The following is a 22,498-nucleotide window of genomic DNA, read 5'->3' on the forward strand; positions in this document are numbered from 1 at the left end:
CCACGCCGGTACGACTATTGCGCTCCTCCCCGGCGCGCGCGGGTCGCCGCCCTAGGCTCGGTCCACACCACCTGATCTTTCGATCACCCCTCTCCTTCCCGGTCGCCCTCGGCGCCGTCCCGCAGCAGCACCCGGATCCGGACCCTCAGGAACGCGATGTCCGACAGCCAGCCGCCGCCCCAGCAGCCCAACCCGTCGCCCTCCTCCACGCCCGGCCCCGTCGAACCCGCGGCCCTCCTGCTGTGCGGCGCGCGCCTGACCGACGGCCGCACGGTGGACGTCCGGCTCGGCGGCGGGCGGATCGAGGCCGTTGGCACGGCGGGCAGCCTGGCCGGCGACCCCGTCGCAGGCACCGTCCCCGGCCCGCTGGTCCCCGCCCCCGCGGAGGCCGTCCCGGCACCCGCGCCCGCGCCGGTCCCAGCGCCGGCCCGGGTGAACCTGGAGGGCTACCTGCTCCTCCCCGCCCCGGTCGAACCGCACGCGCACGCCGACACCGCGCTCACCGCGGAGTCGGACGGCCCGGTCCCGGCCGACCCCCAGGACGTCCAGCGGCGCGCCACCGAGGCCGTCCTCGCCCAGCTCGGCCACGGCGCCACCGCCATCCGCTCGCACGTCCGCGTCGGCGACGTCCAGGGCCTCGGCGCCCTGGAGGCCGTGCTGCGGGTCCGCGGCGTGGTGCGCGAGCTGGTCGACCTCGCCCCGGTGGCGATGCCGCGGCTGCTCACCGGCGCCGCCGGGGCGGACGGACTGGCCCTGCTGAGGGACGCCGTCGGCATGGGCGCCACCGTGGTCGGCGGCTGCCCGGACACCGACCCGGACCCCACCGGCTACGTGGAGGCGGTCCTGGAACTCGCCGCCGCGCACGGCTGCGCCGTCGACCTGCACACCGACGGCACGGACCCGGCCCGGCTGTGCCGCCTGGCCGCCATGGCGGGGGGCCTGCGGGGCGGGGTGACGGTCGGCCCGCTGGGCGGGCTGGGCCTGCTCCCCACCGACGTGGCCTCCCGCTGCGCCGACCAGCTCGCGGCGGCCGGGGTCGGCGTCGTCTGCCTGCCCCAGGGCGGCTGCGCGGGCGCGGACCGGCGTGGTGCCGCCCCGGTGCGGCTGCTGCGCGCCGCGGGCGTGCGGGTCGCGGCGGGCAGCGGCACCCTGCGTGACCTGTGCAACCCGGTCGGCCGCGGCGATCCGCTGGAGGCCGCGTACCTGCTGGCCTCGCAGGACGCGCTGCCGGTCGAGGACGCCTACGACACGGTGGGCGCGGCCGCCCGTTCGGTTCTGGGGCTGCCGCCGGTGCGGGTGGAGGCCGGCTTCCCGGCGGACCTGATCGCGGTGCGCGGCGACCGCCTCGCCGGGGCCCTGTCGCTGGCGTACAGCCGGATCGTGATCCACGCCGGCCGGGTGGTGTCCCGGACCAGCGCGGTCCGCGAGTACTGCGACCTCGGCAGCGCGGCCACGGCGTTGGAACTGCCGCGCCAGGCACGGCATCCCTGAGGTCCCTGACGCGTCGCGGGGCATCGTCCGGCCCACCGCGTTACGGTCGAAGCATGCGTATCGTCATCGCCGGAGGCCACGGCCAAATCGCCCTGCGACTGTCGCGTCTGCTCGCCGCGAGGGGCGAGGAGGTGGCGGGCATCATCCGCAATCCCGACCAGTCCAACGACCTCCGTGAGGCCGGCGCGGAACCCTTGGTCCTCGACCTGGAGTCCGCCGCGGTCGAGGAGGTCACCGAGCTGCTGCGCGGCGCGGACGCCGCCGTCTTCGCGGCGGGCGCGGGCCCGGGCAGCGGGGCGGACCGCAAGGCGACCGTCGACAAGGGCGCGGCGGTCCTGATGGCCGACGCCTGCGTCCGGGCGGGTGTCCGCCGCTACCTGGTCGTCTCCTCGATGGCCGCCGACCCCAACCACCAGGGCGACGAGATCTTCGACGTCTACCTGCGCGCCAAGGGCGAGGCCGACGCCCATGTCCGCTCCCTCGGCGACGCCCTCGACTGGACGATCCTGCGCCCCGGCATGCTCACCGACGACGCCGGCACGGGCCGCGTGCTGCTCCGCGCCTCGACCGGCCGGGGCCCGGTGCCGCGGGACGACGTGGCAGCCGTCCTCGCCGAACTCCTGGATTTCCCGGGCACGGTGGGGCTGACGCTGGAGCTCATCAGCGGCTCCACGCCGGTCTCCGACGCGGTGAAGATGGTCTCCGGGGAGTAGGCGGTAGGCGCGGAGGTCCTTGCCCCCGCCGGGGTCCTGGCCACGCATCCGTGGCGCCGGTCCGTGGCGCCGAGGTCCGTGCCGCCGGGTCCGTGGCGCCGTTCGCGCTCAGCGGGGCATGCGGCCCGCGGGGGGCTGGACGACACCGGGTCCGCCGGTGTGCGGGGCCTCCACGTACCCCTTGGCCGGTGCCGGGAGCGCGTCGACGCAGGCCGCGGAGCAGGCGTTGACCAGCAGGGGCAGGACGTCGGCGCCGGACGTCCACAGCGAGAGCCAGACCTGGCGCAGCGTTCCGGCCGTGACCGGCCCGTCGCAGACGCTGCAGGAACGGATCGCCGTGGCACCCCGCACACCGGGGTCGAGGTCCCCGAGGCCGGCACCCTCGGGCGCGGCGCCGGCGAGGGCCGGGAAGTGCGGCCGGATTTTGTAACTCCCGTACAGCGCACGGGTGCTGACGGTGCTGTACCGCAAAGCGCGGCACCGGGTGATCTCGTACGGGAACCAGTGGAGGCGGTAGGACGTGTACGGGCTGAAGCTCTCCAGGCTCGTCATCGCGCCGATCTCCGGCGGGATCCGCACCAGGTTGCTGCGGTACAGAACCAGGCTCTTCACCGCGGTCAGCCGGGCGATGGTCGGCGGCAGGGTGACGACCTGACGCCGCTCCTCGGCGGAGAGTTCCACCAGCGGCTTGAACTCCTCGCGCCCGTCGGCCGCCGCCTCCTCCACGAGTTCCAGGAGGCGCAACCAGCCCGGGGCGGTGGTGTCCTGGCGTTCGGTGTGGAAGCGGGTCGGTCGCCGGCCGGCGCTCCTGACGGGCGCGATGCAGTCGCACCGGTCCTGGGAGGGGCCGTCGCCCGCCGGTCCGACCGCGTCGGCCCAGCGGTTCGGGAACACCCGTGGTCTCGTCTCCTCGCCCATCCGGTCACCGTAAGGGGGAACGTCACGGCGGATGGGCTGGTTGATGGCGGTTCCCCTGGTGTTCCTGCCGCTCACCCTCCTGGTCGGTTTCCTGGTTCCCTGAGTCGTGCCGTGCCGTGCCGTGCCGTGCCGATCCGGAGGTGATCTCGTGCGGCGTCGCGCGTTGCTGTTCGTGCTCGTGCCGACGAGGGCGCGGAACGGCGCCGCGAGGAGCGCGTAGAAGAACGCCACCAGAACGATGGCGCCGGCCCCTGAGCCCACGACCCGTTCCCCCTGACGCCCGCCACAGCCGCGGTCGCGGTCTGCTCGAACGGCAGGTGAACACGTGCACAGACCGCGGGCCGGGAATTCCGGCGGAGCAACTACTCCACTCCCGGCCGCGATGGAAGGCCGCCCCGCGAACACCCTCGCGGCACAGCGAAACCCCCTCCGACCTGCCGTGATGGCTGGTCGGAGGGGGCTCCGTTTGTCTGGTGGCGGCGCCAGGATTCGAACCTGGGAAGGCTGAGCCGGCAGATTTACAGCGGGCTCCCCCAGGTAGCCCTGATCTGCGAATCTTCCTCTGGCCTCCGCTGCTGGGGGACACCTGGGGAAGAGGCACCGCTCCACATCGCCTCCACGACGGTTTCAAAGACCGCCCACCGGGCGACAGCTCGTACGCTCTGATCTGCAACCTCAGCACCGCACGACACGAAGAAGCCAACGGCTTGGCCAGAGGCTGGCCGGAGCGAGACTAGTGCGCTGCCCTTCGAAGAGTTGGCGGCGACTGTGTGGGGCGGGGGGCGAAGTCCAGGATTTTTCCGTCGGGGCGAGGCTTCGATGCATGGCTTACGGGCCTCTTGCTGGCTGGCTGTGGAGCGATGGACCGCAAGACCGTGGGTTGGATCGCAAGCGCGTCCGAGGCGGGTAGATACGGTTTGTCCCCATACTGGCGTTGCAGCAGACTCCACAGGAGCAGGGGGTCTTCTTGGCCGACTGTTACAGGCTCTGCCTTGCGCCAGCCTCGCTGAGTGAGCTGCACATAGAGCGATCGTTTACGGCTCTCACCGATGTTGCCCACAGCGGCACCCCGGAGGATGAGGGCTTGGATGGACACGCCCCATGCCTGCTTGCGGCGGGCAAAACCCTCCAGCGTCAGGCGGTCCGTCAGCTCTTCTTGTGCCCGCTCGTACGGCACCAGAAATGCGCCGGCGAAGCGGTTCGCCTCTCCTTCGGGGTCCGCCGCCTGGGGCCTGAAGGTATGAAGCACCAAGTGACCAAGCTCATGGGCAAGGGTGAACCGGTCGCGGTCTCCCTGTGGTCCAGGGAAGTATGCGATCAGCGCCGTTTCTCCGATGCCCGCCCAGTACGACACGCCGAAGTGCTTGTTTGTCGGGCTGACGGAGTCACCCGTTGGATCAGGCAGCACGATGGGGGCGACGGCGATGCCCGCCCGCTCCAGGGCACGAGTCAGGTGCGGGATTGGCTTGTCTGCGGCAAGGCGCAGGGCAACCCGAGTCTGTGCTGCTAGCTCCTCAATGTCGTCATCGCTAAGCGCCGCCTCACTGGCGCACGGGAGAGGTGGCGCCGGGTACTGAGCCCGGCCAGTGATCTCTTCGGTTACGCGGAAGCCTTCGCCGTAGAAGGTACTAATCCGGCGGGTGACTGTTCTGCTAGCTGTGGCCATCTTGCGGAAGCGCAGGGAGTCCAGTGGCACAGAGGACGGCCTCGCATAGAAGAAGCTCATCGGCGTGTCAGTGGCATCGGCGATGACGCGTAGGCGGTCCTCTGCCGGCTCGCGGACGCCGGTCTCTACTTGCGAGATCCAACTCTGACTGATTTTGGTCAGTCGATGTAGGTCGGCGCCAGTGAGTCCAAGAAGGTCACGAAGGGTCCGCAGCCGCTCACCGGGAGAAGCCTCCAGTGCCGTCGGCATCGTTCGTCTCCTCGTTCGGAAGTTCCAGTTCCAGACCTTCATCTTGCGGCTCGAAGTGAAGGTCGCGCAGGTCGGACGCGCTGGTGAGGAGCGGGAAGTCGAGGTCGACTAGCTGCTCCTTGCCGAACCGCCACGCACCAATCGTCCGGACCACCCGGAACAGCGGCGCGCCCTCAGCATCGATACGCCAGAGGATAAGCAGGTCGTTGTCCTTCGGCCCGAGCAGGGTCATCTGGCCGAACTTCGTCAGCGGCTGATTCTGGTAGAAGGCCCGGCGCTGCTGGTTGGGCCCTGGAGCTGGAACGTGATCATCCCGGAAGCCGTGCAGCAGGCGGGTGCGGTACTCATCGTTCGTGAGCCACAGCTCTCCGTTACGGCGGTGGTTTCCGCTGAGCCGCCACTCACCAAGGCTGTCGGCCGCCGAGGCGAGTCGGGAATGGACGAGGGCACGGGTCATGTGCGTGCGGATCCACCCGTAGGAGTGGCCATTCATCTCGGGGAGTTGCCTGCGCTGCCGCTGGACAGCCCAGGCAAAGGCGTCGTGCAGGGGTTCACAGAGTTGCGCCGCGGCATCACGGATGCGGGCGACCTCATCCTTAATCACAGACGTGAAAATATCACGGGGAAAGTTAAGGTTGTAGGTGCTGGCCTCGGTAACACCGCCGCAGGGTGCAGATCCTGACAGTCCGTCGGCAGCGAACGAGCCCTCCCACCAGCAGCAGTTAGGACTGCGTCGGCAGAAGGGCTCGCGACCTGTTCACGGCAGTGACTGGCCTGGACCGAACCGCGACCGCCCGCTTTTCAGGCGGTGTCCTGCCGGGTTGCTGCCTACGAGGGTCGGGCGTCAATGGTCTCGCGGGGGCTTAGTTGTGCGCTGCTGTTGGCGTAGCCGTTGGCGTAGGTCTAGGCGTCACCGAGGGCGCGGGCCACAGCGGCCATTGTGAGGACGACCACGTCCGCACCAGCCGTCCGCAGTGACTCGTCCTTGCCTGCCTTGTTGGCGTATCCGATGCTTCCAGACATGGCCGCCCGAGCTGCCAGAACGTCGGTCACCGAATCACCGATGAGCACGGTGCGCTCCGCGGGCGTGCTGAGGAGTGCCGCTGCTTCGAGCAGAAGATGCGGTGAGGGCTTCATGAGGTTCGGGCGCAGGGGCGGCCGGCCGACGACTGCGCCAACGGCCTCCGCAAGGCCCCGGGCGTCGAGATAGGCGCGTACGCACTCGGCCGAGTTGTTGCTCACGACCGCCACCCGCCGCCCGGACGCCTGTGCCGCGTGCAGGGCCTCAGCAGCACCGGTGGTTGGCGCGCCGGCCACAGCAACGGCCCGGACTTCGGCCGCGGTGAGCGCCGCCTCCACGGCATCTAGGACGCCCTCTCCAGCCCGTGCGGAGAGCTGGTGCACCACCATCGGGTCGTCGGTCGACCGTGCGGCCTCGGCGAACTCAGGTGCGAGTTGCTGGAGTAGGCGCGAAAGTTCGCGAGCCACGTCGGGGGCGGGCAGCCCTGCGAAGACATCGCAGATCGGGCCGTCGAAGTCGAAGAGCACGGCGTCACAGTTGGCGAACACCTTGGCCAGGCCGTCAGAGTCCATCTGTGTCGCGGTCCCTTCCGATGGTTTCCCACACGCTGTTGAACCACATGCGAGCCTGCTCCACTTGCTGGGCGCCACTGGACGAGTCGCCATCGTTCAGGGAGTGGTGGAACAGGATGGTGTCGTTGCCCACCAGGTCATAGATGTCGATGGCCTCCCCCTCGGCGACCACCTTGTTCGGCCGGATCGGGTAGTACCCGAAGAATGCGTCTTCCTTGTTGACGACGTACAACTTGAAGAACTGCGTTCCGCTGTGCACGCGCACGCTGACGTCGCCTTCCTGGATGAGCCCGAGGTGCTCCAGTTCGCTGATCGAGTCGGCGATGCTGCGGGTGTAGCCAGCCATGATGCGGTGCATGCGGGCGCGGAGGCGGGGATCGTCGGCGCAGTCCTCGCGGCGGACGGGCGCCGCTTGTGGCACGGCCATGTCGGGCACGAGGATGCGGATCCGGATGCTGGCGGGCGTGAGCCGCCCGGTACGGATCTTGTCTAGCGGTTCCTGAAGGGCCCCGTGCAGGGTCTCGCTGGAGAAGCCAGCGAAGTCGATCGTCACGTTCCGACTTGAGAACGCCTGCTCGACGTAGGGACGCAGGCCCGCCGGCCGTTCGGTCCGGTGACGGACGAAGACGCCGCTCCCCTTGCGGGAGACGACCAGTCCTTCGTCCTCCAGGTCGCGAAGTGCTCGCTGGATCGTGGCGCGGGCGAAGCCGTAGTGCTCCGTCAGCTTCGCGTGTGACGGCAGCTTCTCTCCGGGAGCGAGCTTTCGGGTGCGGATAGCCGCACCGAGGCTGCGAGCTACCTGCTCATACGGCGGGCGATCGTCGTCAGGGTCCAGCGGCTCCAGCTCAAAGGTCATGCCCTCGATGCTACGACCCACCTGACTATTTGGACAGCTTGGCTATCCATCTATTGACGTGGCTAGCCAGGCTGGCTACGTTGTTCTCGTGCCAACCGGGCTAGCCAGGCGAGCCAGGCTGAACCGGTGAGCTGTGCCCTGGGCACAGCTCCGAGGGCTGTAAGCGCTCGGCGAGTCCCGTGAAAGACGGGAGCCCTGATCTGGGGTTACCGCGCTCGCCGGGGAGCGGTCGCTGTTTGAGAACTGAATAGGTGGGCCCCGTCTCCCCGAGTCGAAAAGACGGATCGCGCGGCGGGAAGCCGCGTGTGCTCCACAGCCCCGGACCTGGCATGAGGCTGCCGGATCGGATCCGGCCCGGGGCGCTCCGCAACACCGCTAGAACCGCCGATTGGGGAGATCAACTGTGAGCACCGAGACCTTCGAGACCATCCGCTTCACCGCCGATGTCGTCGTCACCCGCCTTGACGGCTACGTCCTGCTGATCGAGCGCAAGTACGAGCCCTACGCGGGCCGGTGGGCGTTGCCCGGCGGGCACGTCGACCCGGGCGAGACGAGCCGAACCGCCGCCGCCCGCGAGTTGGCCGAGGAGGCTGGCGTGTACGCGCAGCCGGAGGAGTTGGAGCAGGTCGGCACGTTCGACGAGCCGGGCCGCGACCCGCGCGGCCGGTACGTGACGGTCGCCTACCAGCTCACCGTCGCCTCCGGAACGCCCATCGAGGCCGGAGACGACGCGCTCAACGCCCGGTGGTGGCCCCTGACCCAGCTTCCGCCGCTCGCCTTCGACCACGCCTACATCATCCACGCGGCCGTGGTGACCAGCATCCGCTGATCCTCCAGCCCCGGACCCGGCGTGACGCTGCCGGATCGAATCTGGCCCGGGGCACTCTCCCGCCACGCCCGCGGCGGGAGCTCTTCAAACGGCGCGCGCCCCCGAAGAGGCAACTTCGGGGGCGCTGTTCGGGCCGTTGCCACCTGCAAGGGAGAACACGACCCATGAGCACCATCGTGACCCTGGCGGACGCCGTTACCGCGTTCGCCGACTTCATGGAGCCCACCGACGCGGAGCTGGACGCGATCGAGGAGGAGATGCCCGCGATCCGCGCGGACATCGACCTCACCGACGCCCTGATCCACACGATGGACCGCGTCCCGACCGAGCTGGACATCCGCCGGGTGCGCCGCGCCTGCCGGCGTCTGCTCGCCGAGCGGGCCCACCTCGCCAACCGCACCGCCACGACGACGTCGGCGGGAGGTGCGGCGTGAGTACTCCGGACGAGTTCGTGAAGGCGGCGCACGCCGAGGTGAAGGCGGAGATTGCGCGGACGGACACCAAGACCGCGCTCCTGCTGGCGTTCATTGGCGCCGTCCTGGCCGGCGCGGGAGCTCTCGCCAAGGACATGCCCCTGACGACGGCCGCGGTCGTCGTCGGCGGCGCCGGTATGGCGGTGCTGGTCGCGGCGGCCGGTCTGCTGCTGCGGGCGGTCCGCCCGAACCTGTGCGGCCGGCACGGCTTCCCCCTGTGGGCCACGCTCACCGCCGAGGAAATCACCACCACCGTCCGCCGGGACATGGCGGCGGACATCGCCAACCTGTCCCGCCTGGCCGTCACCAAATTCACCTGCCTGCGCCGCGCCGTCGACCTCACCATGACCGGCGACGCACTGCTCACCGTGGCCTCCGTGCTCGCGCTGCTGGGAGGTGCGGCGTGAACGGGCTCGACTGGCGCAGGCTGCGGACCGTGGGTCCGGCGGTCGCGATGACGGCCGTGTCCATGGTGCTGACCCTCGCGGTCGTCATGATGTGGCTGGGCCCGGCGATGCACGTCGGCGTTGCCGCGGTCGTCGGTATCGGGCTGGACGGCGGATGGCTCGCCACCCTCGCCTACGAGCGTCGCCTTGCCGCGCAGGGGGACCACTCCACCGCGGTGGCGCGGGTCGGGTGGGCGTTCGGCGCGGTCGCGACGGCCGTCCTGATCGCCCACGCGATCACCGGCCCCCGCGAGGACATGGCGGCCTGGCTCGCCGTGGCGTGGCTGCCGCTGGCCGCGAAGTGCCTGTGGCTGGTCCACGGACTGTGGGAGCGCACCGCCCTCACGCCCGAGGCGCTGGAGGACATCGCGGGCATCCAGCAGGAAGCCCGCGACGAAGCCGCGGTCGCGCGGGCCGCGCTGCGAGCCGAGGCGGCTACGGAGGCCACCCGCCTTGCGGCCGTGACGGAGGCCGGGGCGCGCGTCGCACGCGTCCAGGCCGAGACCGCCGCGACCCTCGCCGACGCCTGGGCCACCCTGGAGAAGGCGCGGTCCGGTGAGGGCACCGGGCGGGCGCTGACCTGCGTGACGGCCCGCGTCACACCCCAGTCACAGCCCCGCTGGGAACTGCCCGTCTGGGGCCCCTCCGAGCCCCTCGCCCTGGAAGCCGCACCCGCCCTGTCCGACACGGAGTTGGACCGGCTGGTGGACGCGATCCGCACCAGCGAGACCCCGGCCCTGTCCTACCGCGAGATGTCGGCGCGCTTCCGCGCGGCGGGTCACTCCGCGGCTGAGACGCGGCTGCGGGCGGCGTGGAAGCGAGTGGCCGCCTGATGGGCGCGCTGCCGGTCTACCGGTGGCGGCTCGCCCCGGACGGCTACGCCACCCGCCGCCAGCTCCGTGCCGCTGGGCTGCGGCCCGGTGGCCAGCCGGTGGCCGCCCAGCTCGAGCGGCGCCGACGGCGGCGGGGGCCGCTGGTCGCCTACCTCTACCGCGTCGACCTCGCCAAGCCGGTCCGGCCGATGACGCCCGGTCGGTGGGAGGCGCTCGCGAAGGCCAACGCCGCTCGCCGGATCTGCCCCGGCTGCCGGCGCGACGCCGGATACGTCATCCCGTCGTCGCTCGGCACCTGCGTGCCCTGCGCCTACCCCTCCACCCTCTAGGAGTGCGTGATGAGCAATCCCGACCTGCGCCGCGTTGACCGTGAGATCCGGGCGACGGAGAAGAAGCTGGACGCGGTCCGCCGGGGCGAGTGGTGGCCGCTGACCGGCCGCGAGCGCGCCGCGATGGCCCGCGCCCTCGCCGGTGGCGGCATCAGCGCCGCCCGGGGCCGCAGCACCGGCCGCGCCGAGCAGCGGATGGACACCGTCGGCAGCGCCGCCGAGACCCGGCTGAACGCGGAGCTGACCGCGCTGCACGTCGAGCGGCAGCGGCTGCGCACGGAGGCCGCCCGCGCCAAGGTCGCCAAGAAGTCCTCCGGCTGGTGGTGACCAGCCCTCTCGTACAGCGCCCCACCGGGGTGGCCGCTCTTTCCACGGACCCGGCCACCCCGGCTCACCCTCCATCCCGCCCCACTGGGGCAGACGGGAGCACTCCCAGCATGTCCGAAAACGTCGTCCACCTCCACAAGCCCACCGACACCCCGCCCCCGGACACCGCGCCGACCGTGCTGACGGTCGTCCCCGACGCCCCGCCGGCCCGGCCCGTGCCCCTGTGGGCGCGCTCCGGCCTCGCGGTGAAGACCGCCGTCACCCACGAGCGCACCAAGGGTGCTGCTCGGGCGGTGGCCCGGCACACCCTCTACACCGTCAACGGCGGCCGAATCGTCGCCCGCCGCGCCTGGGACGGCCGCACCGGCGCCCGCTACGAGCGGATGATCCGGACCGCCGAGGCGGCGGGGAACCTCGAAGCGGCCGAGGAGTGGGAGGAGCGGCTGCAGCGCTTCCGCACCGCCCGCCATCACCGCCGCATGGACCTGCTCCACTCGCCCGTCCAGGCCGCCAAGGGCGCCGCCGTAGGCACCGGGATGAGCATCGGCGTCCTGGTCGCCCTCGGCGTCGTGATGGCCATCAACACCGGCCAGGTCGGGGACGTCATCACCCCCCTGTCGGCCACGATCGACTTCATCGCCCTGCTCATCCGCATCGTCCAGGTCGTCTGGGGCCCGGCCCTCACCATCGGCCCGCTCCTCGCCCTGCTCGCCCTCTGGTCCGTCGGCCGCCACCAGCAGGCCGCCCCCGCCTGGGCCCTCCCGGCGAACGTCCGCAACGCTGAGGGGGAGCCGATCACCCCGTCCATCGTGGTCAAGGCCCTGCGCGACCTCGGCATCGCCACCCTGCGAAACGCCATCAAGGACATGGGCGACGCCGGCGCATCCATGCTCGGGCCAATCCGGATCGCCGGATGCGGCGTGGAGGTCGACGTCACGCTCCCGTCCGGTGTGGAGACGACCGAGGTGCAGAAGCGGCGGCGCAAGCTGGCCGAGAACCTGACCCGGCACGAGCACGAGGTGTTCATCACCATCCCGCAGGCCGCCCGCACCGTACGGCTGTGGATCGCCGACTCCGGCGCGCTGGACGAGCCGATCGGCCCGTCCCCGCTCACCACCGACGCCACGGTGACGGCCGACTACAAGAAGGGCAAGGCCCCCTGGGGCCAGGACCTGCGCGGCGACGCCGCCGCCCTGAGCCTGTACCAGCGGCACCTGCTGGTCACGGGCCTGTCCAACCAGGGCAAGACCGCGAGCCTGCGCGCCCTGGCCCTGTGGGCGGCCCTGGACCGCACGGTGGACTTCCGGATGGCGGACCTGAAGGGGGTCGGCGACTGGGCCATGTTCGACGGCATCGCCGAAATCCTCATTCAGGGCCCGACCGACGAGCACGTCATCGAGACCACGGAGATGGTCGAGGGCGCGGTGGAGGAGATGAACCGACGGATCGAGGAGCGTCGGCTCGACCCGTCGACCGTGTTCCGCCCGCTGATCGTGCTGGTCGACGAGGCGCAGGTGGCGTTCATGTGCCCGTCCAAGGACGACAAGGGCGTGCCCTACGGCGGTTCCAAGGCCACGTCCCGGTACTTCATGGCGGTCCGCAAGATTCACAATCAGGGGCGGGCGGTGGACGTGCTGATGTGGCAGGGCACGCAGGACCCCACCGACCAGAACCTTCCCAAGCTGGTCCGCGAGGGCGCCCACACCCGTGCCTCCCTCGCGCTCGGGACGGAGTCGCAGTCCCGCATGGCGCTGGGCGACAAGGCCGTCAACGGCGGCGCCGCCCCGCACCTGCTCCGCCAGGGACTCGACAAGGGCACGCTCGTGGTCGCCTCCGACGGGATCGAGATCCCCGCCGGGCAGGCCTCCATCACCGTGCGCACGCACTTCATCGGCGACGAGGACGCCGCCGTCATCGCGGACCGGGCCAAGGCCCTGCGCGACGGCGTCACCACCCTCACCGCAGTCGACCACACCGAGGACCGCGACCCGCTCGCCGACATCGCCGGCGTCCTCGGCGACGCCCCGCGCGTGCTCACCGCGGACGTGCTGAAGCGGCTGTCCGCGCTCGACCCCGGCACCTACAACGGGTGGACGAACAGCGACCTGAAGCAGGTGCTGGAGGCTCACGGAGCGGAGCCCTACAAGTCCGACGGCCGCATGGTCGTCGGCCGCGACCGCGTCCACCGCGCCCTCGCCAACCGCAACGAGCAGGGTTCCGCTTCCGCCTGAAAACGGCAGGGACCAAACCTGTCCACGGTCAGGGAGGCAGGGAGAACTCCCTGAACCCCTCCCTGACCCGCCTCCCTGGCCCTGACCTGCATGGATGATCCATCAGGGAGTCAGGGAGGCACCCCAGGTCAGACCCCTGTAACCCCCTCCACAGCGCCCCCGCAGGGGGGTGTCTTCGCTTCCCTGGCCTAGCGCCGGAAGGGATTCCGCATGTACCCCGACGACGCCCCGCAGCGGGCCGTCCAGGTCCACCAGCCCACCCCGATACCGGCCGCCGCGCACCTGCCGGCGGTGCAGCCGGGTGCGCTGCCGGAGGTCGCCTCGGTCGTCCTGCCGGACGGCCGGATCGTCACCGGCTACGCCATCGACCACACCCGCCCGGAGCCCGTCACGACCAAGCCGGCCGTCTCGCGGACGGCCGTGAACGTCGCCCTTGGTGGGATCGGGTTCGCTGCGGTCTGCGGAGGGCTCGCCCTCGCCGCCACGTTCATCGCCGCGCTGGCCGCGCTCGTCCAGCAGCTCATCATCCTCGCCGCCGTCGTCTTCGGCGGCTGGATCGCCGTGCAGGTCTTCAGCACCAGCAAGGGCGGCGGCACGACGACCGTCAACATCCGCAAGGCCGTGATCAAGCGCAACCACTTCCACGGCTAGCTGCGCCGAGGGCGGCCCCCGATTCCGCCAAGAACACCGGGGCCGCCCTCGTGATCCAGCACTGAGATAGAGAACTGGAGACCTCCAGCATGCACCAGCCCATCCCCATCCGACGAGACGACGACCGTCCGCGTCTGCTCGACCTGTTCTGCTGCGCCGGCGGCGCGGCCGTCGGGTACGCCCGCGCCGGATTCGCCGTGGACGGCGTCGACATCGCCGACCGGCCCAACTACCCCTTCCCCCGCCACCACGGCGACGCGTTGCAGCACCTCGCCGGACTCATCGCCTCCGGGGAGATCCGGCAGTACGCGTTCGTCCACGCCTCCCCGCCGTGCCAGCACGGCTGCACCCTCACCGTGGGCACCAACACCGCCCGCGGCTGGGGACGCACCCATACCGACCTCGTCGCCGCGACCCGCGCCCTGCTGGACGCCACGGGCCTGCCGTACGTGATCGAGCAACCCAACGGCCGCGCCGAGATCCGCAAAGACCTCACCCTGTGCGGGGAGATGTTCGGGCTCGGGGTCATCCGCCACCGCAACTTCGAGCTGGGCGGCTGGACCATCGAGCAGCCGGCGCACGTCCCGCACCGGGGCCGGGTGCGCGGGTGGCGGCACGGCCGGTTCTACGACGGCCCGTACGTGGCCGCCTACGGCAACGGCGGCGGCAAGCCCACCATCGCCGAGTTGCAGACGGCCATGGGCATCACCTGGACCGAGGTCCGCGAGGAGCTGACCGAGGCGATCCCACCCGCCTACACCGAGCACATCGGCCGCGCCGCCCTGGCCGCGCTCGCGGCACCGTCGGAGGTGGCGGCATGAGCGCCACGTCCTCGCTCCTGCGCACCGCGCTGGACCTCGCGGCGTCCGGTGTGCCCGTGCTGCCCCTGCGTCGGGGCAAGGTGCCGTTCGGCAACTGCCGCGCCTGCACCGGCAACGCGTGCGGCGGCCGGCCGAACATGAAGACCGCCGGGCCCTGTGACTGCCCCGGCGTCTGCCACGCCTGGGCCGCCGCCGCCACCGAGGCCGCCGTCATCACCTCGCCCGCCTGGGCGGCGGCGTGGCGGCGTGCGGTGTGCGTCGGCTACCACCCCGGCGGTGCCGGGCTGACCGTGGTCGACCTGGACAACGCCGACGCCATCGCCTGGGCCCGTGCGGCGTTGCCGGGCACGCGGACGGTGGCGACGACGCGCGGTGAGCACTGGATCTACCGGGGCACCATGGGCTCGTCCAACGGGGTCCGGCCGGGCGTCGACATCAAGTCGACCATGTCCTACGCCCGCTACCTCGGCCCCGGCGCCGGCACGTTGACCGCCCTGCCCGACGCCGTCCGCGCCCTGGCCATGAAGAAGCCTCTCCCGGTCCGTACGGCGTTGCCCGCGGTTGCCATGTCCGCCGGGAGCGGGGGCGGGCAGTGCCCGCACCGTAAGCCCGCCTTCCTCGAGCGCGGCATTGCCATGGCCGAGCAGCGGATCACCGAGGCGTCCAGCGGCGTCCACGCGACCGTGTACCGGGCGTTCCTCGCGGTGCTGTCCACGCACGGCCGGTGCGGCTGCCTCACCGACACCCACATCGCCCGCCTGTTCGCCGCCGCGCAGGCCAAGGGAGAGACCCTGCGGCACTGCACTGACGCGTGGGCCAACGCCCTCACCCGGTTGGGGCTGTGACCATGTCCGACGACGAGAAGACACCGGCCCGCGAGGTCATCACCGACTACGCGCAGGCGCACTTTCGGTACTTCCGGACCGCCGACGGGACCGTGTACGCACAGCGCAAGGGCCACCCCGTGGCCCGGCCGATCCGCTCGCAGGGCACGACGGGCAGCCACCGGCAGGAACTCATGGTCGGTCTGTTCAAGGACGGTGTGGGCGTGTTCAACGGCACCGCCATGAAGGAAGCGCTGGACCTGATCGAGGCGCTGGCGCTGACCGAGGAGGTGCAGCCCGTGCATATCCGCGTCGCCCCCGGCTTCGACGGAGCGACGTGGCTGGACCTCGGGCGGGCCGACGGGCAGTCCGTACGCATCCACCCCACCGGCTGGGACATCACCGTCCCCGACCCACAGGAAGTCTGCTGGCGGCGCACCCAGCTCACCGGGGAACTGCCCCTACCGGCCAAGGACACCGACGGCAAGGGCATCGACCTGCTCATGCGGCTGTGCAACTTCGCCAACGCCGAAACCGAGTGCCTGGCCGTCGCCTGGCTCATCGGCTGCCTCGGACCCTCCGTCCCCGTCCCGGCCCCGTTCCTCACCGGACCCCAGGGCGCGGGCAAGTCCACCGGCGGCCGGATGCTCGTCCGGATCATCGAAGGCATGACCGGCGACCTGCGCCGCGCACCGAAGGACGAGGAGAACCTGATCGCCGCGGTGGCCGCAGGATGGGTCACCGCCCTGGACAACCTCTCCCACATGACCCCGGACCTCTCCGACGCCATGTGCTGCATCGTCACCGGCGCCGAGAACGTCAAGCGCGCCCTGTTCACCGACGGCGACGTCTTCCGCGTCGGCTACCGCCGCCCCCTGCTCCTCACCGGCATCGACGTGGGAGTCATCCGCCCCGACCTCGCCGAACGGCTCCTGCCCCTGCGGCTGGAGAGGCCGAAGGTCCGGCGCACGGAGGCGGAACTGTGGTCGGACTTCGCGGAGGTGCTGCCAGTCATCCTCGGCTCGCTCCTGGATCTCACCGTGCAGGTGCGGGCGGCGGAGGCGGACATTCCGACCGACCTGCGCATGGCCGACTTCGCCCACCTGTGCGCGCAGCTCGACGCCGCCACCGGCCTGGGGGCGCTCGCCGCCTACCGGGCCAGCCTGGACGACCTCAACGACGACGTCATCGAAGGCGATCTGCTCGCGCAGACCGTGCTCAAGCACGCCGCCGGCATCGACCCGGGCAGCGAGCAGCGGATGACGTCGGCCGAGTGGCTGCACTGCCTCACGGGCCTCTACAGCGGCGAGGACTTCCGCCCCCTGCCTAAAGGGTGGCCGACCACCGGCAAGGTGCTCTCCGACCGCCTCAAGCGCCTCCAGCCCACCCTCGCGGCCCGAGGCGTCCTCATCGACTGGGGCCGCACCAGCAAGGCCCGCTACATCGAGATGGCCCGCCCCCCGGCCCCGCCGCCCCCGCACGAGCAGCAACCGGCGTTCTGACCGGCGGCACCGGCCGTACAAGCAAGAGGAGCACCCGCCGAAGCGTGCTCCTCTTGCTGTTCGGCGGCGGCAGCCGCCCTGCATGGACGTGCCGCGAAGCGGCTCCTTCTTCACACCCTTGCGAACACAACAGACACCCCCTCTCTGTCCGAAGTAGGAAGACCTGCGTCACCCGCGTCACTGACAGCCCGAACGCACCCGGTGACCTGCCGGAAGAACGATGACGCAGACGGCCAACCACCGCGTCACCTCGCGTCACCCGCGTCACCGCGTGACAGGCACCCGCGTCACGCGGTGACGCGCCCCTGCCCGCTCGCGTCACGCAAAGCCGCAGGTCAGATGCCTACGTGACTCAGATGACGCAGTGACGCAGAAATCCGTACCTCGGACAGGACCGCCCACCCGCACCCTGCCGACAGGAAAGAGCCCGTGGCTACCTCACCCCGCCCCGCACTCCTCAAGCTCTCCGAAGTCCTCGCCGAACTCGGCATGAGCCGCGCCGCCTTCTACCGCATGCGAGCACGTGGCCATGCCCCCCGCCTCGTCAAGCTCCCCAACGGCCAGCTTCGTTGCCGCCGCGCCGACCTCGACGCCTGGCTGGAGAGCAACGAGATCACCCAGGTCGCCTGAACCAGCCCACCCGCCGGGGCCCGCGAGCGCACTGCTCGCGGGCCCCGGCCCTATGAGGGGAACCATGCTCACGTACGACGTTCGCGTGTACTCGATCGAGACGCGCAAGGACCGCCCGAAGCCATACCGCCTGCACTGGTTGGTCGGCGACCGGAAGCACTCCAAGAGCTACACCCTGCGCGCTCAGGCCGACGGCCGGCGTTCGGAGCTCATGACGGCCGCCCGCAAGGGCGAGCAGTTCGACAGGGACACCGGGCTGCCCGTCTCCGAGCTGCGCGCCCAGCGGAGTTCGGTCACTTGGTACCAGCACACCCGCGCGTACATCGACCGGAAGTGGGCGGGGGCACCGGCCAAGTCCCGCAAGAACTACGCCGACGCGCTCGCCACGATCACCCCAGCCCTGCTGAAGCCCGCCAAAGGCCGCCCGGACGCCACGCTGCTGCGGGCGGCGCTCTACGGCTGGGCGTACAACAGGAACAGGTGGGACCTCACGCCCCCGGAGGAGATCGCGGCAGCTCTGGCTTGGGTGGAGAAGAACTCGCTCCCCGTCTCGGAGCTGGAGGAGGCCAAGACTCTCCGGGCCGCCCTTGACGCTCTCAGCCTGAAGTTGGACGGCACACCGGCCGCGCCGAGGACGGCCCGGCGGAAGCGCGCGTGCCTCAGCGAGGTTCTAGGCCTGGCGGTGGAGGAGAAGTACTTCACCATCCCGGTGAACCCGATCACCACGGTGAAGTGGACGCCGCCGAAGTCCGTCGAAGAGGTTGACCTGGACAGCGTGGCCAACCCCCGGCAAGTCCGTGCCCTTCTCCGTGCGGTCCGCGAGCAGGGCCCCCGCGGGGCTCACCTGGAGGCGTTCTTCGGCTGCCTCTACTACGCAGCCATGCGCCCGGCCGAGGCCACGGCACTCACGCTCGGTCAATGCCACCTGCCCGAGTCCGGCTGGGGGACTCTCACTCTCCGAAAGGGCTCCGTGCGGGCCGGCCGGGCCTGGACGAACGACGGCTCGGCGCACGAGGCCCGGCATCTGAAGGCGCGGGCGGAGAAGGACTCCCGGCCGGTCCCGATCCCACCGCACTTCGTCCGCCAACTGCTCCACCACGTCGCCGTCCACGGCACCGCCCCGGACGGCCGCCTCTTCCGGACGAACCGTGGCGGCCTGCTCCAGGAGACCGGCTACGGCGAGGTCTGGGCAGCGGCCCGGCAGTCAGCGCTCACGGAGCAGGAGGCGGCGTCGCTCCTAGCCCGCCGCCCCTATGACCTTCGTCATGCAGGCGTCTCGTTCTGGCTGAGTTCTGGTGTAGATCCGTCGGAGTGCGCCCGCCGTGCCGGGCACTCCGTGGGTGTGCTCCTGCGGGTCTACGCCAAGGTCCTCGCCCGCTCGCAGGAGCGCGCCAACAAGCGGATCGAGGAGGCCATGCGGGACTGGAACGAGCCCGAGTAGTTGGGGAACGCCTGGGGAAGACGCTCTGATCACCACCTGGATCCGAGCGATACGCAGTGAGACAGGCCAAGTGCTCCGCAAGGTCGCCCCTGGGAACGACGAAACCCCCTCCGACCTGCCGTGATGGCTGGTCGGAGGGGGCTCCGTTTGTCTGGTGGCGGCGCCAGGATTCGAACCTGGGAAGGCTGAGCCGGCAGATTTACAGTCTGCTCCCTTTGGCCGCTCGGGCACACCGCCTAGACGGTGCCACGAAGTCGAACCGGTTTGCGGCCGGGTCTCCCTCGCGACGACGTAAACAATACCTGATGCCCGGGGGTGCTCCGCCACTCCATTGATCGCGGTTCGCGGGGCGTGGGATGGCTAGGCTGGGGCGGGCTCGATCCGGGGCGTGGTTCCCGGGTCGGCGGCCCCGCAAGCACCCCGACACACACCCCGATGCAAGGAGCCACAGGACATGGCCGACTCCAGTTTCGACATCGTCTCGAAGGTCGAGCGGCAGGAGGTCGACAACGCCCTCAACCAGGCCGGCAAGGAGATCTCGCAGCGCTACGACTTCAAGGGCGTCGGCGCCTCGATCTCGTGGTCCGGCGAGAAGATCCTCATGGAGGCCAACTCCGAGGACCGGGTCAAGGCGGTCCTCGACGTCTTCCAGTCCAAGCTGATCAAGCGCGGCATCTCGCTGAAGGCGCTGGAGGCCGGCGAGCCGCAGCTCTCCGGCAAGGAGTACAAGATCTTCGCGGAGATCAAGGAGGGCATCTCCCAGGAGAACGCCAAGAAGGTGGCGAAGCTCATCCGCGACGAGGGCCCCAAGGGCGTCAAGGCCCAGGTCCAGGGCGAGGAGCTGCGGGTCAGCTCCAAGAGCCGGGACGACCTGCAGGCCGTGATCGCCCTGCTGAAGAACCAGGACTTCGACTTCGCGCTGCAGTTCGTCAACTACCGCTAAGTAAACGGCGGTTCGGACAACGGTGGTCCGACGCGCACCGAAGCGGCAGGGGCGCATCGCGGGGTACGGCCCGGCGGTGCGCCCCTGCCGCTGTGGGGGCCGGTGGTGGCGCCGGTACCGTGCCCGGCATGAGTGAGCAGGGCGGACTGCGGCGGACGCTGGGCGTGCGGGACGCGGTGGTGATCGGGCTGGGGTCGATGGTGGGGGCCGGGATCTTCACGGCCCCGGCTCCGGCGGCCCGCGCGGCCGGGGCGGGGCTGCTGGCGGCACTGGCGTTGGCCGGCGTGGTCGCGTACTGCAACGCGACCTCCTCGGCGCGGCTGGCGGCGGTCTACCCGGCGTCCGGGGGCACCTACGTGTACGGCAGGGAGCGGCTCGGGGAGTTCTGGGGCTACCTCGCCGGATGGGCGTTCGTGGTGGGCAAGACGGCCTCCTGCGCGGCGATGGCGCTGACGGTCGGTGCGTACGTCTGGCCGGGGCACGAACGGGCGGTGGCGGTGGCCGCGGTGGTGGCGCTGACGGCCGTGAACTACCGGGGGGTCAACAGGTCCGTCCGGGTGACGCGGGTGATCGTCGCGGTGGTGCTGGCGGTGCTGGCGGCCGTGGTGGTGGTCTGTCTGGGCGGTGGCGGGTCCGCGGGGCGGGTGCCGGGGGTCCCGGTGACCGCGGGCGGGGTGCTGGAGGCGGCGGGGCTGCTGTTCTTCGCCTTCGCCGGGTACGCGCGGATCGCCACCCTGGGCGAGGAGGTGCGGGACCCGGCCCGGACGATCCCGCGCGCGGTCCCGATCGCCCTGGGGATCGCGCTGGTGGTGTACGCGGCGGTGATCGCGGCCGTGCTGTCGGTGCTGGGGGCGGGGGGTCTGGCCGGGGCCGGGGCGCCGCTGGTGGAGGCGGTGCGGGCGGCCGGGGCGGACGGGCTGGCGCCCGTGGTGCGGGGGGCGGCGGCGGTGGCCGCGCTGGGGTCGCTGCTGGCGCTGATCCTGGGCGTGTCGCGGACCACGCTGGCGATGGCCCGCGACCGGCACCTTCCGGGTGCCCTGGCGGCGGTGCACCCCCGTTTCCGGGTGCCGCACCGGGCGGAGCTGGCGGTGGGCGCGGTGGTCGCGGTGGCGGCGGCCACGGCGGATCTGCGGGGCGCCATCGGGTTCTCGTCGTTCGGCGTGCTGCTGTACTACGCGATCGCCAACGCCTCCGCGTGGACGCTCAACCGGTCGGCCGCGTCCCGCGTCCTCCCCGGTGTGGGGCTGCTCGGGTGCCTGCTGCTGGCGTTCGCGCTGCCCGTGGCCTCGGTGGTGGCGGGGGCGGCGGTCGTCCTGGCCGGAGCGCTCGTCCACCGGATCCGACGGACACTGGTCGGGTAGGGCCGCGCACCGACGACGGAGGGGAAGGGCCATGAAGCCGGTCAATCTGGTGCTCAACATCCTGTGGGTGGTCTTCTGCGGCTTCTGGATGGCGGTGGGCTATCTGGTCGCGGCGCTGATCAGCTTCGTGCTGATCATCACCATCCCGTTCGGCGTCGCCTCGCTGCGGCTGGCCGGGTACGCCCTCTGGCCGTTCGGGCGGACCACGGTGCCCAAGCCGACGGCGGGCGTGGGGTCGATGGTCGGCAACGTCGTCTGGGTGATCGTGGCCGGCTGGTGGCTGGCGCTCGGCCACCTGGTGACCAGCGTGCCGCTGTTCCTCTCGATCATCGGGATCCCCTTCGGCTGGGCGAACCTGAAGATGATCCCGATCTCGCTGATGCCGCTCGGCTCCGAGGTCGTCCCCGTGGAGGAGGCCCAGCGGGCTCCGGAGGGGGCGCAGCAGCGCTGGTGACCCCGCCGCCCGGCCCGCGTGCCGGTCGTGGTGTCAGTCGCGGCCGCCCGCCATGCGCTCCAGGCGGGCGACGCGCTCGGCCATCGGCGGGTGGGTGGAGAAGAGCTTGGACAGGCCCTGGCCGGGGCGGAACGGGTTGGCGATCATCATGTGGCTGGCCGTCTCGATCCGCGGTTCCGGCGGCAGGGGCAGCGCCTTGGCGCCGGCCTCCAGCTTCCGCAGGGCACTGGCCAGGGCCAGGGGGTCGCCGGTGAGGCGGGCGCCGTCGGCGTCGGCCTCGTACTCGCGGGAGCGGCTGATGGCGAGCTGGATCACGGAGGCGGCGAGCGGGCCGAGCAGCATGATCAGGAGCATGCCGAGCAGGCCGGGGCCGTCGTCGTCGTTCGAACGGCCGATGGGGATCAGCCAGGCGAAGTTCACCAGGAACATGATCACCGAGGCCAGCGCTCCCGCGACGGAGGAGGTCAGGATGTCGCGGTTGTACACGTGGCTGAGCTCGTGGCCGAGCACGCCCCGCAGTTCGCGCTCGTCGAGGATGCGCAGGATGCCGTCGGTGCAGCAGACGGCGGCGTTGCGCGGGTTGCGGCCGGTGGCGAAGGCGTTGGGGGCGTCCGTGGGTGAGATGTAGAGCCGGGGCATCGGCCGGCGGGCCTGTATGGAGAGCTCGCGGACGATCCGGTAGAGCCCGGGGGCCTCGAACTCGCTGACCGGGCGGGCCCGCATGGCGCGCAGGGCGAGCTTGTCGCTGTTCCAGTAGGCGTAGGCGTTGGTGCCCACGGCGACCAGGACGGCGACGACGAGGCCGGTGCGGCCGAAGAAGCCGCCGATGAGGATGATGAGCGCCGACAGCCCCCCGAGGAGGACCGCGGTCCTGAGTCCGTTGTGCCGACGGTGCACGGTACGCCCTCCAAGTGGTG

General features: G+C 71.3%; 24 protein-coding genes and 1 tRNA gene. 18 read left to right on the forward strand and 7 right to left on the reverse strand.

Annotation, left to right across the window (positions count from 1 at the left end; all coding sequences use genetic code 11):
* The first annotated feature begins 156 nt into the window (after positions 1 to 156).
* The gene (locus ACWD3O_RS04230; RefSeq protein ID WP_451410590.1) at positions 157 to 1,491 is read left to right on the forward strand and encodes an amidohydrolase family protein; all 1,335 of its coding nucleotides are present in this window, start codon (positions 157 to 159) and stop codon (positions 1,489 to 1,491) included.
* 53 nt (positions 1,492 to 1,544) lie between these two features.
* Positions 1,545 to 2,204 (forward strand): SDR family oxidoreductase, encoded by a 660-nt coding sequence (locus tag ACWD3O_RS04235; RefSeq protein ID WP_451414776.1) that lies wholly within the window; start codon positions 1,545 to 1,547, stop codon positions 2,202 to 2,204.
* Positions 2,205 to 2,312: 108 nt separating this feature from the next.
* Here the strand turns inward: ACWD3O_RS04235 and ACWD3O_RS04240 are convergent, their stop codons facing one another.
* The 5 genes from ACWD3O_RS04240 to ACWD3O_RS04260 form a co-directional block, all read right to left on the reverse strand.
* Complete coding sequence (locus ACWD3O_RS04240) at positions 2,313 to 3,122, reverse strand: leucine-rich repeat domain-containing protein (RefSeq protein ID WP_451414777.1); 810 nt, start codon at positions 3,120 to 3,122, stop codon at positions 2,313 to 2,315.
* Between the two features lie 733 nt (positions 3,123 to 3,855).
* A complete protein-coding gene (locus ACWD3O_RS04245) occupies positions 3,856 to 5,037 on the reverse strand; it encodes a helix-turn-helix domain-containing protein (RefSeq protein WP_451414778.1) in 1,182 nt (393 codons plus the stop codon).
* Positions 5,006 to 5,641: a hypothetical protein gene (locus ACWD3O_RS04250; RefSeq protein WP_451414779.1), complete on the reverse strand. Its 636-nt coding sequence runs from the start codon at positions 5,639 to 5,641 to the stop codon at positions 5,006 to 5,008. The genes ACWD3O_RS04245 and ACWD3O_RS04250 overlap by 32 nt, the downstream gene beginning before the upstream one ends.
* 299 nt (positions 5,642 to 5,940) lie before the next feature.
* Positions 5,941 to 6,630, reverse strand: coding sequence for an HAD family hydrolase (locus ACWD3O_RS04255; RefSeq protein WP_451414780.1), 690 nt, complete (start codon positions 6,628 to 6,630; stop codon positions 5,941 to 5,943).
* A complete protein-coding gene (locus tag ACWD3O_RS04260; RefSeq protein WP_451414781.1) occupies positions 6,620 to 7,486 on the reverse strand; it encodes a winged helix-turn-helix domain-containing protein in 867 nt (288 codons plus the stop codon). The genes ACWD3O_RS04255 and ACWD3O_RS04260 overlap by 11 nt, the downstream gene beginning before the upstream one ends.
* A gap of 403 nt (positions 7,487 to 7,889) precedes the next feature.
* Here ACWD3O_RS04260 and ACWD3O_RS04265 point away from each other — a divergent pair, with 403 nt between their 5' ends.
* From ACWD3O_RS04265 to ACWD3O_RS04325, 13 genes are all read left to right on the forward strand, one after another.
* The gene (locus ACWD3O_RS04265) at positions 7,890 to 8,315 is read left to right on the forward strand and encodes an NUDIX domain-containing protein (RefSeq protein WP_451414782.1); all 426 of its coding nucleotides are present in this window, start codon (positions 7,890 to 7,892) and stop codon (positions 8,313 to 8,315) included.
* Between the two features lie 164 nt (positions 8,316 to 8,479).
* Complete coding sequence (locus ACWD3O_RS04270; protein WP_451414783.1) at positions 8,480 to 8,749, forward strand: DUF6284 family protein; 270 nt, start codon at positions 8,480 to 8,482, stop codon at positions 8,747 to 8,749.
* Positions 8,746 to 9,195, forward strand: coding sequence for a Pycsar system effector family protein (locus tag ACWD3O_RS04275; protein ID WP_451414784.1), 450 nt, complete (start codon positions 8,746 to 8,748; stop codon positions 9,193 to 9,195). The genes ACWD3O_RS04270 and ACWD3O_RS04275 overlap by 4 nt, the downstream gene beginning before the upstream one ends.
* Positions 9,196 to 9,242: 47 nt before the next feature.
* Positions 9,243 to 10,067, forward strand: coding sequence for a protein spdB (locus ACWD3O_RS04280; RefSeq protein WP_451414838.1), 825 nt, complete (start codon positions 9,243 to 9,245; stop codon positions 10,065 to 10,067).
* Positions 10,067 to 10,396, forward strand: coding sequence for an RRQRL motif-containing zinc-binding protein (locus ACWD3O_RS04285; protein ID WP_451414839.1), 330 nt, complete (start codon positions 10,067 to 10,069; stop codon positions 10,394 to 10,396). The genes ACWD3O_RS04280 and ACWD3O_RS04285 overlap by 1 nt, the downstream gene beginning before the upstream one ends.
* Positions 10,397 to 10,405: 9 nt before the next feature.
* Positions 10,406 to 10,723, forward strand: coding sequence for a hypothetical protein (locus tag ACWD3O_RS04290; protein WP_451414785.1), 318 nt, complete (start codon positions 10,406 to 10,408; stop codon positions 10,721 to 10,723).
* A gap of 110 nt (positions 10,724 to 10,833) precedes the next feature.
* Positions 10,834 to 12,954, forward strand: a complete 2,121-nt coding sequence (locus ACWD3O_RS04295; RefSeq protein WP_451414786.1) for an ATP-binding protein — start codon at positions 10,834 to 10,836, stop codon at positions 12,952 to 12,954.
* Positions 12,955 to 13,164: 210 nt separating this feature from the next.
* A complete protein-coding gene (locus ACWD3O_RS04300; RefSeq protein WP_451414787.1) occupies positions 13,165 to 13,605 on the forward strand; it encodes a hypothetical protein in 441 nt (146 codons plus the stop codon).
* 89 nt (positions 13,606 to 13,694) lie between these two features.
* Positions 13,695 to 14,426 (forward strand): DNA methylase, encoded by a 732-nt coding sequence (locus ACWD3O_RS04305; protein WP_451414788.1) that lies wholly within the window; start codon positions 13,695 to 13,697, stop codon positions 14,424 to 14,426.
* Entirely contained in the window at positions 14,423 to 15,271 is an 849-nt protein-coding gene (locus tag ACWD3O_RS04310; protein WP_451414789.1) for a bifunctional DNA primase/polymerase, read from the forward strand. Before ACWD3O_RS04305 ends, ACWD3O_RS04310 begins: the two co-directional genes overlap by 4 nt.
* 2 nt (positions 15,272 to 15,273) lie before the next feature.
* A complete protein-coding gene (locus tag ACWD3O_RS04315; protein WP_451414790.1) occupies positions 15,274 to 16,752 on the forward strand; it encodes an ATP-binding protein in 1,479 nt (492 codons plus the stop codon).
* 429 nt (positions 16,753 to 17,181) lie between these two features.
* Entirely contained in the window at positions 17,182 to 17,382 is a 201-nt protein-coding gene (locus ACWD3O_RS04320) for a helix-turn-helix transcriptional regulator (protein WP_451414791.1), read from the forward strand.
* 64 nt (positions 17,383 to 17,446) lie between these two features.
* Positions 17,447 to 18,823, forward strand: a complete 1,377-nt coding sequence (locus tag ACWD3O_RS04325) for a tyrosine-type recombinase/integrase (RefSeq protein ID WP_451414792.1) — start codon at positions 17,447 to 17,449, stop codon at positions 18,821 to 18,823.
* Positions 18,824 to 18,975: 152 nt separating this feature from the next.
* On the opposite strand, the gene ACWD3O_RS04330 is transcribed toward ACWD3O_RS04325, so the two are convergent.
* A tRNA-Tyr gene (locus ACWD3O_RS04330) sits at positions 18,976 to 19,060 on the reverse strand.
* Between the two features lie 217 nt (positions 19,061 to 19,277).
* Between ACWD3O_RS04330 and ACWD3O_RS04335 the strand changes: the two genes are divergently transcribed.
* From ACWD3O_RS04335 to ACWD3O_RS04345, 3 genes are all read left to right on the forward strand, one after another.
* Positions 19,278 to 19,766, forward strand: coding sequence for a YajQ family cyclic di-GMP-binding protein (locus ACWD3O_RS04335; protein WP_451410593.1), 489 nt, complete (start codon positions 19,278 to 19,280; stop codon positions 19,764 to 19,766).
* A gap of 128 nt (positions 19,767 to 19,894) precedes the next feature.
* On the forward strand, positions 19,895 to 21,127 hold the full coding sequence (locus ACWD3O_RS04340; RefSeq protein ID WP_451414793.1) for an APC family permease: 1,233 nt from the start codon (positions 19,895 to 19,897) through the stop codon (positions 21,125 to 21,127).
* Positions 21,128 to 21,158: 31 nt separating this feature from the next.
* Complete coding sequence (locus ACWD3O_RS04345; protein WP_451414794.1) at positions 21,159 to 21,581, forward strand: YccF domain-containing protein; 423 nt, start codon at positions 21,159 to 21,161, stop codon at positions 21,579 to 21,581.
* A gap of 33 nt (positions 21,582 to 21,614) precedes the next feature.
* Here ACWD3O_RS04345 and htpX read toward each other — a convergent pair whose 3' ends face one another.
* Positions 21,615 to 22,478 (reverse strand): zinc metalloprotease HtpX, encoded by an 864-nt coding sequence (htpX, locus tag ACWD3O_RS04350; protein ID WP_451410596.1) that lies wholly within the window; start codon positions 22,476 to 22,478, stop codon positions 21,615 to 21,617.
* Positions 22,479 to 22,498 lie beyond the last annotated feature (20 nt).

It is taken from the genome of Streptomyces sp. NPDC002640, from assembly GCF_053592575.1.

Bases quoted from the DNA above. Each gene is read 5' to 3' on its own strand.
- ACWD3O_RS04305 (WP_451414788.1), top strand. From the start codon at position 13,695: ATGCACCAGCCCATCCCCATCCGACGAGACGACGACCGTCCGCGTCTG.
- ACWD3O_RS04295 (WP_451414786.1), top strand. From the start codon at position 10,834: ATGTCCGAAAACGTCGTCCACCTCCACAAGCCCACCGACACCCCGCCC.
- ACWD3O_RS04315 (WP_451414790.1), top strand. From the start codon at position 15,274: ATGTCCGACGACGAGAAGACACCGGCCCGCGAGGTCATCACCGACTAC.
- ACWD3O_RS04260 (WP_451414781.1), bottom strand. From the start codon at position 7,486: ATGACCTTTGAGCTGGAGCCGCTGGACCCTGACGACGATCGCCCGCCG.
- ACWD3O_RS04285 (WP_451414839.1), top strand. From the start codon at position 10,067: ATGGGCGCGCTGCCGGTCTACCGGTGGCGGCTCGCCCCGGACGGCTAC.
- ACWD3O_RS04270 (WP_451414783.1), top strand. From the start codon at position 8,480: ATGAGCACCATCGTGACCCTGGCGGACGCCGTTACCGCGTTCGCCGAC.
- ACWD3O_RS04255 (WP_451414780.1), bottom strand. From the start codon at position 6,630: ATGGACTCTGACGGCCTGGCCAAGGTGTTCGCCAACTGTGACGCCGTG.
- ACWD3O_RS04235 (WP_451414776.1), top strand. From the start codon at position 1,545: ATGCGTATCGTCATCGCCGGAGGCCACGGCCAAATCGCCCTGCGACTG.
- ACWD3O_RS04340 (WP_451414793.1), top strand. From the start codon at position 19,895: ATGAGTGAGCAGGGCGGACTGCGGCGGACGCTGGGCGTGCGGGACGCG.
- ACWD3O_RS04230 (WP_451410590.1), top strand. From the start codon at position 157: ATGTCCGACAGCCAGCCGCCGCCCCAGCAGCCCAACCCGTCGCCCTCC.
- ACWD3O_RS04245 (WP_451414778.1), bottom strand. From the start codon at position 5,037: ATGCCGACGGCACTGGAGGCTTCTCCCGGTGAGCGGCTGCGGACCCTT.
- ACWD3O_RS04240 (WP_451414777.1), bottom strand. From the start codon at position 3,122: ATGGGCGAGGAGACGAGACCACGGGTGTTCCCGAACCGCTGGGCCGAC.
- ACWD3O_RS04300 (WP_451414787.1), top strand. From the start codon at position 13,165: ATGTACCCCGACGACGCCCCGCAGCGGGCCGTCCAGGTCCACCAGCCC.
- ACWD3O_RS04335 (WP_451410593.1), top strand. From the start codon at position 19,278: ATGGCCGACTCCAGTTTCGACATCGTCTCGAAGGTCGAGCGGCAGGAG.
- ACWD3O_RS04325 (WP_451414792.1), top strand. From the start codon at position 17,447: ATGCTCACGTACGACGTTCGCGTGTACTCGATCGAGACGCGCAAGGAC.
- ACWD3O_RS04290 (WP_451414785.1), top strand. From the start codon at position 10,406: ATGAGCAATCCCGACCTGCGCCGCGTTGACCGTGAGATCCGGGCGACG.
- ACWD3O_RS04310 (WP_451414789.1), top strand. From the start codon at position 14,423: ATGAGCGCCACGTCCTCGCTCCTGCGCACCGCGCTGGACCTCGCGGCG.
- ACWD3O_RS04345 (WP_451414794.1), top strand. From the start codon at position 21,159: ATGAAGCCGGTCAATCTGGTGCTCAACATCCTGTGGGTGGTCTTCTGC.
- ACWD3O_RS04280 (WP_451414838.1), top strand. From the start codon at position 9,243: ATGACGGCCGTGTCCATGGTGCTGACCCTCGCGGTCGTCATGATGTGG.